Annotated in this window: 9 protein-coding genes; 8 read left to right on the top strand and 1 reads right to left on the bottom strand. The window is 68.9% G+C overall.

Annotation, left to right across the window (positions count from 1 at the left end; translation table 11 throughout):
- Positions 1 to 102: 102 nt before the first annotated feature.
- The 5 genes from ACFTZL_RS30700 to ACFTZL_RS30680 all read left to right on the top strand — a co-directional run bounded on the left by ACFTZL_RS30700 (position 103) and on the right by ACFTZL_RS30680 (position 7,189).
- Complete coding sequence (locus ACFTZL_RS30700) at positions 103 to 1,203, top strand: sugar ABC transporter substrate-binding protein (protein ID WP_382589102.1); 1,101 nt, start codon at positions 103 to 105, stop codon at positions 1,201 to 1,203.
- Positions 1,204 to 1,321: 118 nt separating this feature from the next.
- Positions 1,322 to 2,113 carry an ATP-binding cassette domain-containing protein gene (locus ACFTZL_RS30695; RefSeq protein ID WP_382589099.1) on the top strand — a complete coding sequence of 264 codons (792 nt, stop codon included), beginning with the start codon at positions 1,322 to 1,324 and terminating at the stop codon, positions 2,111 to 2,113.
- Positions 2,110 to 3,411: a sugar ABC transporter permease gene (locus ACFTZL_RS30690; protein WP_382589096.1), complete on the top strand. Its 1,302-nt coding sequence runs from the start codon at positions 2,110 to 2,112 to the stop codon at positions 3,409 to 3,411. The genes ACFTZL_RS30695 and ACFTZL_RS30690 overlap by 4 nt, the downstream gene beginning before the upstream one ends.
- 188 nt (positions 3,412 to 3,599) lie before the next feature.
- The gene (dxs, locus tag ACFTZL_RS30685; RefSeq protein WP_382589093.1) at positions 3,600 to 5,528 is read left to right on the top strand and encodes a 1-deoxy-D-xylulose-5-phosphate synthase; all 1,929 of its coding nucleotides are present in this window, start codon (positions 3,600 to 3,602) and stop codon (positions 5,526 to 5,528) included.
- A 161-nt stretch (positions 5,529 to 5,689) separates the two neighbouring features.
- Positions 5,690 to 7,189: an amino acid permease gene (locus tag ACFTZL_RS30680; RefSeq protein WP_382589090.1), complete on the top strand. Its 1,500-nt coding sequence runs from the start codon at positions 5,690 to 5,692 to the stop codon at positions 7,187 to 7,189.
- A gap of 140 nt (positions 7,190 to 7,329) precedes the next feature.
- Here the strand turns inward: ACFTZL_RS30680 and ACFTZL_RS30675 are convergent, their stop codons facing one another.
- Complete coding sequence (locus ACFTZL_RS30675) at positions 7,330 to 7,701, bottom strand: NTP pyrophosphohydrolase (protein WP_382589087.1); 372 nt, start codon at positions 7,699 to 7,701, stop codon at positions 7,330 to 7,332.
- A gap of 82 nt (positions 7,702 to 7,783) precedes the next feature.
- Here ACFTZL_RS30675 and ACFTZL_RS30670 point away from each other — a divergent pair, with 82 nt between their 5' ends.
- The 3 genes from ACFTZL_RS30670 to ACFTZL_RS30660 all read left to right on the top strand — a co-directional run bounded on the left by ACFTZL_RS30670 (position 7,784) and on the right by ACFTZL_RS30660 (position 12,054).
- Positions 7,784 to 8,800 carry a hypothetical protein gene (locus ACFTZL_RS30670; RefSeq protein ID WP_382589084.1) on the top strand — a complete coding sequence of 339 codons (1,017 nt, stop codon included), beginning with the start codon at positions 7,784 to 7,786 and terminating at the stop codon, positions 8,798 to 8,800.
- Positions 8,801 to 9,019: 219 nt separating this feature from the next.
- A complete protein-coding gene (locus ACFTZL_RS30665; RefSeq protein ID WP_382589081.1) occupies positions 9,020 to 10,291 on the top strand; it encodes a nucleotide sugar dehydrogenase in 1,272 nt (423 codons plus the stop codon).
- The gene (locus ACFTZL_RS30660; RefSeq protein ID WP_382589078.1) at positions 10,288 to 12,054 is read left to right on the top strand and encodes a glycosyltransferase; all 1,767 of its coding nucleotides are present in this window, start codon (positions 10,288 to 10,290) and stop codon (positions 12,052 to 12,054) included. Before ACFTZL_RS30665 ends, ACFTZL_RS30660 begins: the two co-directional genes overlap by 4 nt.
- The last annotated feature ends 27 nt before the right edge of the window (positions 12,055 to 12,081 follow it).

Below are 12,081 nucleotides of genomic sequence, written 5' to 3'. Positions count from 1 at the left end.
GGATTTACTTCTTGACGTCGCACGTGTGGCCGAGTTGACTTCCAGCCACCTCGGCCGCAATGTCGCGGCCTCGTCAGGGAGGTTTCTGAAGTGAACACGCGTATGCGTCGCGCCGCTGTTGCGATTGCCGCCGGTGCGATGGCCGTTTCGCTTGCTGCCTGTGGCAGCGCCAAGGAGTCCGGCGACAACGCCGATTCCAGTGGGTCCGCCAAGAAGGGCGACGACATCAAGGTCGGTCTGCTCCTTCCGGAGAACGCGACCGCCCGCTACGAGAAGTTCGACCGGGTGCTCATCGAGAAGAAGGTCAAGGAACTCACGAGCGGCAAGGGCGAGGTCGTCTACGCCAACGCCAAGCAGGACGCCGCCACGCAGAACCAGCAGGTCGACACCATGGTGACCAACAAGGTCGACGTGCTGATCGTGGACGCGGTGGACTCCAAGGCCATCGCCGGCTCGGTGAAGAAGGCCAAGGACGCCGGCATCCCCGTCGTCGCCTACGACCGTCTGGCCGAGGGCCCGATCGACGCCTACACCTCGTTCGACAACGTCACCGTCGGCAAGACCCAGGGCGAGGCCCTGCTGAAGGCCCTGGGCGACAAGGCCAAGGACGGCCAGATCGTCATGATGAACGGGTCCTCCACCGACCCCAACGCCGCCCTGTTCAAGAAGGGCGCGCACTCCGTCCTCGACGGCAAGGTGAAGGTCGGCCGCGAGTACGACACCAAGGAGTGGAAGCCGGAGAACGCCAACGCCAACATGGAGGGCGCCATCTCCGCCCTCGGCAAGGACAAGGTCGTCGGCGTCTACTCCGCCAACGACGGCATGGCCGGCGGCATCATCACGGCCCTGAAGGCCGCGGGCATCTCCGACATCCCGGTCACCGGCCAGGACGCCGAACTCTCCGGCGTGCAGCGCATCGTGACGGGCGAGCAGTACATGAGCGTCTACAAGCCCTACCCGCAGGAGGCCGACGTCGCCGCGGAGATGGCCGTCGCGCTCGCCCAGGGCAAGTCGCTCGACTCCATCGCCAAGGACAAGGTCGACAGCCCGACCACCAAGGCCGTCCCCTCCGTCCTCGTCCCGGTCGTGTCGCTGACCAAGGACAACATCAAGGACACCGTCATCAAGGACGGCATCTACACCGTGAGCGAGATCTGCACCGGCAAGTACAAGGCCGCGTGCGACAAGATCGGCCTCAAGTAGTCACCCCGAGTTCCTCCGGCGCCCCGCACACCAGCCCCGCAAAGCTACGCGGGGCGCCGGAGTGATCACTCCTCCCACACTTCTGCACAACCTCCCGCCGGGTCAGGCGGCGAAGGAGATGGTTCACGTGTCCGCTACGCCCGTGCTGGCGTTGCGCGGGGTCTCCAAGCGATTCGGTGCCGTACAGGCGCTCACCGACGTAGAGCTTGAGGTCCATGCCGGTGAGGTGGTCGCCCTGGTCGGCGACAACGGCGCCGGAAAGTCCACGCTGGTCAAGACGATCGCCGGCGTGCACCCCATCGATGAGGGCGTCATCGAATGGGACGGCAGGTCCGTCCAGATCAACAAGCCGCACGACGCCCAGAACCTGGGCATCGCGACCGTCTACCAGGACCTCGCGCTGTGCGACAACATCGACGTCGTCGGCAACCTCTACCTGGGCCGGGAGGTCCGCAAGCGCGGTGTCCTGGACGAGGTGGAGATGGAGCGCCGCTCCCGCGAGCTCCTCGACACGCTGTCGATCCGCATCCCCAGTGTGCGCATCCCGATCGCCTCGCTCTCCGGCGGCCAGCGCCAGACCGTGGCCATCGCGCGTTCCATGCTGGGCGATCCCAAGCTGGTCATCCTCGACGAGCCCACCGCCGCCCTCGGCGTCGAGCAGACCGCCCAGGTCCTCGACCTGGTCGAGCGGCTGCGTGAGCGCGGCCACGCCGTCATCCTCATCAGCCACAACATGGCCGACGTCAAGGCCGTCGCGGACAAGGTCGCCGTGCTGCGCCTCGGGCGCAACAACGGCATCTTCGAGGTCAAGTCGACCTCGCAGGAAGAGATCATCTCCGCCATCACCGGCGCCACCGAAAACGCCGTGACCCGCCGTGCGGCGCGCACGAACGGGGAGGCTTCCAAGTGAGCATCGACAAGACCTCCGCGGCTCCGGGAGCCCCCGAGGACCACATCGTGGAGAACCCCGAGGCGGCCAAGGCCGCCGTCACGGTCGTCGACCCACGGCTCCTGGTCCGCGAGCAGGGCTTCGCGGGCTACGTCACCGAGTTCAAGCGGAAGATGAAGTCCGGTGACCTGGGCTCCATCCCGGTGGTCGTCGGCCTGGCCATCATCTGGATCATCTTCCAGAGCCTGAACTCCAACTTCCTCACCGCGGGCAACCTGTCCGACATGTCCGTCGCCATGGTCGGCACCGGCATGATCGCCGTCGGCATCGTCTTCGTGCTGCTGCTCGGCGAGATCGACCTGTCGGTCGGCTCGGTCAGCGGTGTCGCGGGCGCGAGCTTCGCCGTGCTCAACGTCACCAACGGCATGAACGAGTGGCTCGCCTTCGCGCTGTCCATCGTCACCGGCACGGTCGCCGGAGCGCTGCACGGCTTCTTCTTCGCGAAGATCGGCGTCCCCGCGTTCGCCGTCACCCTGGCCGGCCTGCTGTTCTGGAACGGCTTCATGCTCCAGGTCCTGGGCGACAACGGCACGATCAACCTCGACCCGGACGGGGTCGTGGCCCAGCTCACCAGCTACTACTTCTCCGACGTGGCCGCCGCCTACGGCCTCGCCACGGTGGTGACCGCCGGGTACTTCCTCAGCTCCTTCCTCGGCAACCGGCGGCGTGAGGCCGCGGGCGTGCCGTCGCGGCCGCTGAGCGAGACGGTGGTGCGGACGGTGCTCCTCGCCGTCCTGACCTTCGCCGTCGCGATCGTCTTCAACCAGTACAAGGGCCTGCCCCTGGCCGTGGTGATCTTCATCGTGGTGCTCCTCGTCACGGACTTCGTGCTGCGGCGTACGGCGTACGGGCGGAAGGTCTTCGCCCTCGGCGGCAGCGTCGAGGCGTCGCGGCGTGCCGGTATCAACGTGGAGCTGGTCCGGATCTCGGTGTTCGCGATCTCCGGGACGTTCGCAGCGGTCGGCGGTCTGTTCATCGCGTCGAAGATCGCCGCGGCGAACCAGGGCGCGGGCGGCGGTGACCTGCTGATGAACGCGATCGCCGCCGCGGTGATCGGCGGTACGTCGCTGTTCGGCGGTCGCGGCCGGACCTGGAACGCGCTGCTCGGCGTGTTGGTGATCGTGTCGATCCAGTACGGGCTCGCCCTGGAGGGCATCGCCTCTCCGGTGCAGTACATGATCACCGGTGGTGTGCTGTTGGCCACGGTCGTGATCGACGCGGTGACGCGCAAGACGCAGAAGACCGCGGGGCGCGCGTAACGCTGACCGACCCCCTGTGCCCGGCACCGACAGGTGCCGGGCACAGTTGTGTCGTAGGTGTGGCACAACTTGGGTACAGCCGAAAGCGTGATGTATGCCCCATGGCCTCGGCGCAGCCCGCAAGGGCGGAACATTAGACTCGACACGCCCGGCAACAGCTCGATCAGCTCTACTGCAAGGAGGCACGGGTGCCGCTGCTGACCCGTATCAGGGGACCGCGCGATCTGGACCGGCTCAGCCTGGAGGAGCTGAACCAGCTGGCGGAGGAGATCCGGAGCTTCCTCGTCGAAGCGGTCTCCAAGACCGGCGGTCACCTCGGCCCCAATCTCGGCGTGGTGGAGCTCACCATCGCCCTGCACCGGGTCTTCGACTCGCCCAGAGACAAGGTGCTCTGGGACACCGGCCACCAGTCCTACGTCCACAAGCTGCTCACCGGCCGTCAGGACTTCTCCAAGCTCAAGATGAAGGGCGGCCTGTCCGGCTACCCCTCGCAGGCCGAGTCCGAGCACGACGTCATCGAGAACTCGCACGCCTCGACCGTCCTCGGCTGGGCCGACGGCATCGCCAAGGCCAACCAGATCAAGGACCGCGACGACCACGTGGTCGCCGTGATCGGTGACGGGGCCCTGACCGGCGGCATGGCCTGGGAGGCGCTGAACAACATCGCCGACGCCAAGGACCGCCCCCTCGTCATCGTCGTGAACGACAACGAGCGGTCCTACGCGCCGACCATCGGCGGCCTCGCCAACCACCTCGCGACCCTGCGGACGACGGACGGCTACGAGCGCTTCCTCGCCCGCACCAAGGAGGTGCTGGAGCGCACCCCCGTCGTCGGCCAGGCGCTCTACGACACCCTGCACGGCGCCAAGAAGGGCCTCAAGGACTTCATCGCCCCGCAGGGCATGTTCGAGGACCTCGGCCTGAAGTACGTCGGCCCGATCGACGGACACGACCTCGAAGCCCTGGAGTCCGCACTCGCCAAGGCCAAGCGCTTCGGCGGCCCGGTCATCGTGCACTGCCTCACCGAGAAGGGCCGCGGCTACCAGCCCGCCCTCCAGGACGAGGCCGACCGCTTCCACGCCGTCGGCAAGATCCACCCCGACACGGGCCTGCCGATCAAGAGCTCCGGCGCCGACTGGACCTCCGTCTTCGGCGACGAGATGGTCGAACTCGGCAAGGAGCGCGAGGACATCGTCGCCATCACGGCCGCGATGCTCCAGCCGGTGGGCCTGGAGAAGTTCGCCAAGCGCTTCCCCGACCGGGTCTACGACGTCGGCATCGCCGAGCAGCACGGCGCCGTCTCGGCGGCGGGCCTGGCGACGGGCGGAGTGCACCCCGTGTTCGCCGTGTACGCCACCTTCCTCAACCGCGCCTTCGACCAGGTGCTGATGGACGTGGCCCTGCACAAGTGCGGTGTCACCTTCGTGCTGGACCGGGCCGGTGTCACCGGCACCGACGGGGCCTCCCACAACGGCATGTGGGACATGTCGATCCTTCAGGTCGTGCCGGGGCTGCGGCTGGCCGCGCCGCGTGACGCCGACCAGGTCCGCGCGCAGCTCCGCGAGGCCGTCGCGGTCGACGACGCGCCGACCGTGGTCCGCTTCTCCAAGGGCGCCGTCGGTCCCGCCGTACCCGCCGTCGGCCGCGTCGGCGGCATGGACGTGCTGCGCGAGCCCGGCACCGACCGGCCGGACGTGCTGCTGGTCTCCGTGGGCGCCCTCGCCCCGATGTGCCTGGAGATCGCCGGTCTGCTCGACAAGCAGGGCATCTCCGCCACCGTCGTCGACCCGCGCTGGGTCAAGCCCGTCGACGAGGCCATGGCCCCGCTCGCCGAGCGGCACCGCGTGGTCGTCACCGTCGAGGACAACAGCCGGGTCGGCGGTGTGGGATCGGCGATCGCGCAGGCGCTGCGGGACGCGGGGGTGGATGTGCCGCTGCGTGACTTCGGCATCCCGCCGCGCTTCCTCGACCACGCCACGCGTGCCGAGATCCTCGCCGAGATCGGCCTCACCGCGCCGGACATCGCCCGGCAGGTGACCGGACTGGTCGCCAAGCTGGACGGGCGGTACGAGCGGGCCGTGGACGCGGTGGACTCCGTGGAGTCCGTGCGCGACTGACGCGGCTCGCGGCCGACACGGCCGAACGGGTTCCGATGGGCCGGTTTTCCCACCATGAGGGTGGTGGAACCGGCCCATTGGCGTGAATCAGCCCGCGCCGGGGCATACGGAGTGTGCCACCTCTCGATCATGTCGAGGACGACAAGCGTGGGAGGTATCCCGTGAGCAGCACCCTCTTCCGGACGAAGAAGGTCGAGCAGTCCCTCCTCGACACCGAGGAGCCAGAACACGCGCTCAAGAAGTCCTTGTCCGCGCTGGATCTGACCGTGTTCGGCGTCGGCGTGATCATCGGCACCGGCATCTTCGTACTCACCGGCACTGTCGCCAAGGACAACGCCGGGCCCGCGACGGCCCTGGCGTTCGTCGCGGCCGGCGTGGCCTGCGCCCTGGCCGCACTCTGTTACGCCGAGTTCGCGTCCACGGTCCCGGTCGCCGGGTCCGCCTACACGTTCTCGTACGCGTCCCTCGGAGAAATGCCCGCCTGGATCATCGGCTGGGACCTGGTTCTGGAGTTCGCGCTCGGTACGGCGGTGGTGGCCGTCGGCTGGTCGGGCTACATCCAGTCGCTCATGGAGAACGCGGGGTGGACGATGCCCGCGGCCCTGGGCAGCCGGGAGGGCGCCGACGCCTTCGGCTTCGACATCCTCGCCGCCGCGCTCGTCCTCGTCCTCACCGGCATCCTCGTCGTCGGCATGAAGCTGTCCGCGCGGATCACGTCGGTCGTCGTCGCCATCAAGGTGACGGTCGTCCTCGTCGTGATCATCGCGGGCGCGTTCCTCATCAACGGCGACAACTACGACCCGTTCATCCCGAAGGAGAAGCCGGTACCGGCCGGCTCCAGTCTCGACTCCCCACTGATCCAGCTCATGTTCGGCTGGGCCCCCTCCAACTTCGGCGTGATGGGCATCTTCACCGCCGCCTCGGTCGTGTTCTTCGCCTTCATCGGCTTCGACGTCGTGGCCACGGCCGCGGAGGAGACCAAGAACCCGCAGCGCGACATGCCGCGCGGCATCCTCGGCTCCCTCGTGATCTGCACGACGCTGTACGTCCTCGTGTCGATCGTCGTCACCGGTATGCAGCACTACAGCGAGCTGTCGGTCGACGCGCCGCTCGCCGATGCGTTCAAGGCGACCGGGCATCCGTGGTTCGCGGGCTTCATCAGCTTCGGGGCCGCGGTCGGCCTGACGACGGTCTGCATGATCCTGCTCCTCGGCCAGACCCGGGTGTTCTTCGCGATGAGCCGCGACGGGCTGCTGCCGCGGTTCTTCTCGCGTGTCCACCCGCGGTTCAAGACCCCGCACCGGCCGACGATCCTGCTCGGCGTGATCATCGCGGTGCTGGCCGGCTTCACGCCGCTGACCGAACTCGCGGCGCTGGTGAACATCGGCACGCTGTTCGCCTTCGTGGTCGTCGCGATCGGCGTGATCATCCTCCGCAAGACGCGTCCCGACCTGCCGCGGGCCTTCCGGACCCCGTGGGTGCCGGTCATCCCGATCCTGTCGGTGTGCGCCTCGCTGTGGCTGATGATCAACCTGCCCGCCGAGACGTGGGTGCGGTTCGGGATCTGGATGGCCGTCGGGTTCCTCGTGTACTTCCTCTACGGCCGCACGCACAGCCGCCTCGCGACCGGAGAGGAACCGAAGGCCGAGAACACGCCGTAGCCTCCGGCGACTGTGGGTCCACCCCCGCTGCGGGCATGCGTGCCGCTAGGGGCGGCACGGGTGGGCGCAGCGGCACCCCGCTACGCCGGGCTGCGGACCCACCCGGCCCCGGCACGGACGCCGAGCACCTCACCGCGGTCCTACGGCCGCACCGTACGCGGCCCCGCCACCTCCGCCCCCAGCTCGCCGACACGCCGCCGCAGCTCCCGGTCCGCCGTGACCACCAGTACGGACCGACCGGCCGCCCCCGCGACCACCTCGACGATGTGATCGTCACCGCTGCCCGACGCCGACTCCACCCGCACCCCCGGCACCGACTCCACCCCCCGAGCGGCCCCCTCCACCACGAGCAGGATCTCCACCGGCCCGGAAACCCCCGGCACCCCGTCCGACGCCAACCGGTCCCGCAGCCGCTCCGCGGCCCCCCGCCGGTCCCGCCACCAGCCGTCCGGTACCGACCCGACGACGTTCGCGGCGTCGACGACGACGAGGACAGGCGCGTTGTCGTTCATGCGGCCAGGGTCGCACGGCGGTTGTCGGCCAGGCAGGGGGCGGGCCGCGCACGGAGCCGGCCGACCCGCATAAAGTGAACTGGTGAACGGCGACTGGCTCATCCGCGGCCGCGATGGCCGCCTCACCGTCTATCTCCCCTCCGGAGACGCCGTCCTGTGCCGGGCGGAACGCGGTCCCGACGGCTCCTGGGACGCTCCCCGCACCGTCGGCGGCGGCCAGAAGCTGCACCCGGGCCCGGCGATCGGCCAGGGCGCCGACGGCTACACCCATCTGGCCGCCTGGCGGCCCACCGTGCCGGGCGAGTCGGGGCTCGTGCATTCGACGCACTTCCGGCCCCGGCTCGCGCCCCTGGACTGGGTCTCGATCGGGCACCCGGACAAGAAGGGTGACCGGACGGGCCCGCCGGCCGTTGCCGTCGACTCGGCGGGGCGTGGCTATGTCTTCGTCCGCAACCAGGGCGGTGGGGTGAGCCTGCGCAACCAGAAGGAGAAGGGCGGCTGGGGGCCCTGGCAGAACCTCGAAGGGCACGACGTGGTGGGCGAGCCGGCCGCCGTGACGGGGGAGTCGGGGCTGGTGGAGGTGTACGCCTCGGTGCCCGGCGGCGTGCTGCACTGGCGGCAGGAGGAGCACGGCAGGACGCCGGTGCGGACGGAGGGCGTCGAGGTGCCCGTCCGGCCGGGGACGCTCCGGGCGCTCGCCACGTCCGCCGGGCACACCACCCTCTTCTTCACGGACACCTCGGGCGACGTGTGCGCCTGGCGGCCGGGCGAGAAGCCGGTGACGCTCATCGCCTCCGCCGGACCCGGGCCGGTGTCCGCCGTGCGCTGTGACATCGAGGGGCACGACTGCACCGTGCTCGCCCAGCGGTCGGCGAGCGGCCGGGTCGCCTTCGCCGCCTATCCGACCGAACAGGAGTCGGCCGGTGCCTGGTGGACCGAGTCCGGCCCTCAGCTGCCCTCCGACGCCGTGGTGGCGGTGGCGCTGGACGAGCATGACGAGGTCGTTGCCGCGTCGCTCTCCCCGTCGGCCGGGACACTGCTTCTCACTCGCCGCAAGGACGAACCCGGGCTCGCGCTGGAGGCCTGGCGGGAGATCTGACACCCGGACAGGACCGTTCCTTTTGTGGCTCCCGTCGCTCCAGACACACCAGGTGTGTCAAGGGTTGTACGGATGTGTGCGTGACAAGGCGCACCTCGGGTGAACGTGGTCAAAAAGTGAAGGTCTTGTTAACCTCTTCGCACTTGTTCGATTTTGCGCGGGGGGCCGGTTGCTGTGCGCCTGGCCGGGGCCGTGGCAACGGGGTTGGGGAATGATGTCGTGAGCAGATCCTCCATGGTGGATCTTGTTGTTGTCGGACTCGGTTACGTGGGGCTGCCGTTGGCCAGGTCCGCGGCTGCCGCGGGACTGAAGGTGGTCGGCCTCGACCGCAGCCGCGGGGTGGTCGACGGGCTGAACGCCGGCTGTTCGCATGTGGACGACATCACCGACTCCGATGTGCGCGCCATGCTGGAGCGGGGCTTCGAGGCCACCGACGGGGCCGCGGTCATCGCGGATGCCGCCGCCGTCGTGGTGTGTGTGCCGACGCCGCTCACCGACCACGGTGCTCCCGACCTCGGCGCGGTGCACGCCGCCGTGGACGACATCGCCGCCCATCTGCGGGCCGGCACGCTCGTGGTGCTGGAGTCGACGACGTACCCGGGGACCACCGACGAGGTCGTCAGGCCGCGGCTGGAGGCCGGGGGACTGCGGGTCGGGGCCGACTTCCATCTCGCCTTCTCCCCGGAGCGCATCGACCCGGGGAATCCTTCCTTCGGGCTGGAGAACACGCCCAAGGTCGTCGGCGGCATCACGGCCGACTGCACCAAGGCGGCCCGCGCCCTCTACGAGCGTTTCGTGAACCGGGTCGTCGAGGCCAAGGGCACCCGCGAGGCCGAGATGGCCAAGCTGCTGGAGAACACCTACCGGCACGTCAACATCGCGCTCGTCAACGAGATGTCGATGTTCTGCCGTGAGATCGGCGTCGATCTGTGGGACGCGATTCGGTGCGCTTCCACGAAGCCGTTCGGGTTCGCGCCCTTCTACCCCGGTCCGGGCGTCGGTGGGCACTGCATTCCGATCGACCCCAACTACCTTTCGTACAAGGTGCGTTCGCTGGGTATCCCGTTCCGGTTCGTGGAGCTGGCGCAGGAGATCAACCAGCGGATGCCCGTGCATGTGGTGAACCGGGCCGCCGATCTGCTCAACGACCAGGGGAAGGCCGTGCGCGGCTCCCGGGTGCTGCTGCTCGGCGTGACCTACAAGCCGGACATCTCCGACCAGCGCGAGAGCCCTGCGCTGGCCGTTGCGGAGAACCTCCTCGCGCGGGGCGCCGAGCTCGTCTACTTCGACCCCCGGGTCGAGGACTGGCGCGTCGGCGGGCTGCCCGTCGAGCGGGCCGATGACTATCTCGCCGCCGCCGAGACCGCCGACCTGACCGTCCTGCTCCAGCCGCACCGCGAGATCGACCTCGACGAACTCGCCGACCGTGCCCGGGCGTTGTTCGACACCCGGGGCAAATCCGCCGACCACCCGCGGGTGGTCAAGCTGTGACTTCCGAAGATACGTACATACCCGGGGCCGTCGACTCCGGTGGGCGTCGAGCGCACCGGAAGCGGCGGCACCTGAAGGTCTCGTACTTCGTCTTCCTGGGCCTGGCCGCGCTGATCGCCACCCGGCTCGACGCCGGTTCCCTGCACCTGTACTCCATGGGTGCCATGGGCCTGCTGACCCTGAAGATGTTCGGCGCGCTCTTCTACCGTCCCGCCAAGGCCGGGCGGGAGGAGCTGGAGTACCTGGAGAACGCCTGGGTCACCGCGGTCATCCCGATCTACAACGAGGACCCGGTGATGTTCGAGCAGGGCATGCGCAGCCTCCTCGCGCAGAGCCGCCTGCCGAACGAGATCCACATCATCGACGACGCCAGCGCCAATGACTCCGGCATCAGGGCCGCGAAGAAGATGCGCCGCGAGTTCGAGGCCAAGGGCGTCAAGTACACCGTCAGCGTGCAGCCCGAGAACAAGGGCAAGCGTGAGGCGCTGGCGCTGGGCTTCGAGGCCGCCCCGTACTCCGACATCTTCCTCTGCGTCGACTCGGACACCGTGCTGTCCCGGGACACCGTGCGCGAGCTGCTGATGCCGCTGGCCGACGAGAAGATCATGGCCTCCACCGGCATGGTGCTGGCGCTCAACCACGACAGCAACATCTTCACCCGCCTCCAGGACCTGCGCTACGGCAACTCGTTCCTCTTCGAGCGGGCCGCCTACTCGCGGCTGAAGTCGGTGCTGTGCTGCTGCGGCGCGCTGTCGGCGTACCGCGGCACGCTGGTGCGCAAGTATCTGCCGGACTTCCTCAACCAGCAGTTCCTGGGCAAGCCGGCCGTCTTCGGCGACGACCGCCGGATGACCAACTACTGCCTGATAGAGGGCCAGGTCGTCTTCCAGGAGACGGCCGTCGGCTACACCGCCGTCCCCGAGAAGCTGCCGCACTTCCTGCGCCAGCAGGTCCGCTGGAACAAGTCCTTCTTCCGCGAGTCGCTGTGGGCCTTCCGGCACCAGAAGAAGTACCGGCCGGCCTTCTGGCTGACCTGTATGGAACTCGCGCTGTGGCTGGTCTTCGGCTCGGCGATGTTCTACTCGATGGTCATCCTGCCCATCATCAAGCCCCAGCAGTTCGTCGACCACATCGGCGACTACCTGGTCTTCATGGTGCTGATGGGCTATCTGCGCAATGTGCGGTACCTCGACTTCCCGCGCCGCGGGATGGGCTTCATCAAGCGGTTCGGCATGTTCCTGCTCGCGCCGATCTACGGCGTGATCCAGCTGACCCTGCTGACCCCGCTGCGCTTCTACGCCCTGTTCACCCTGCACAAGGGGAGCTGGGGCACCCGCCAGGGCGGCGTCGAGGTGTCCGTGGCCGGTGATCACGAGAACGATGTGACGGAGATCTTCGAGGAAGAGGACCCGTACTCCGACAAGAAGGTCACCGAGACGCTCCAGTTGATGCGTCTGGAGGGCGTGGCGCTGCGCACCCGGCCCCGCCCGACGGGTGGCATCCCGTCCCAGCCGCAGCCGATTCCCGGCTACGACGAGGAGCAGCACGCGGCGGTACCGCAGCAGCGTGTGAGCTGGGGGGCGCCGGCACCGGCCGGGCAGCAGCAGTGGCAGGGCGGCGGGTACGACGGATACCCCGATCAGTACCAGCAGCAGTACCCGGGCCACGGCCACGACTCTCAGCAGGGCGGATACCCGCACCAGGACCCCTCCTGGCAGCAGGGCCGGGACCAGGGCCAGGGATACGGGCAGGGCGGCTGGTAGAGCCGTGGAGAGGCAACGAGAGAGGGG

Origin of the sequence: Streptomyces sp. NPDC056948, from assembly GCF_042674225.1 — a bacterium.
Classification (GTDB): Bacteria; Actinomycetota; Actinomycetes; order Streptomycetales; family Streptomycetaceae; genus Streptomyces; species Streptomyces purpurascens.
This window is presented reverse-complemented; position numbering and strand designations above follow the sequence as displayed.

Excerpts from the sequence above, each read along its gene's own strand:
- ACFTZL_RS30695 (WP_382589099.1), top strand. The coding sequence starts at position 1,322 with ATGGTTCACGTGTCCGCTACGCCCGTGCTGGCGTTGCGCGGGGTCTCC.
- ACFTZL_RS30675 (WP_382589087.1), bottom strand. The coding sequence starts at position 7,701 with ATGAACGACAACGCGCCTGTCCTCGTCGTCGTCGACGCCGCGAACGTC.
- ACFTZL_RS30700 (WP_382589102.1), top strand. The coding sequence starts at position 103 with ATGCGTCGCGCCGCTGTTGCGATTGCCGCCGGTGCGATGGCCGTTTCG.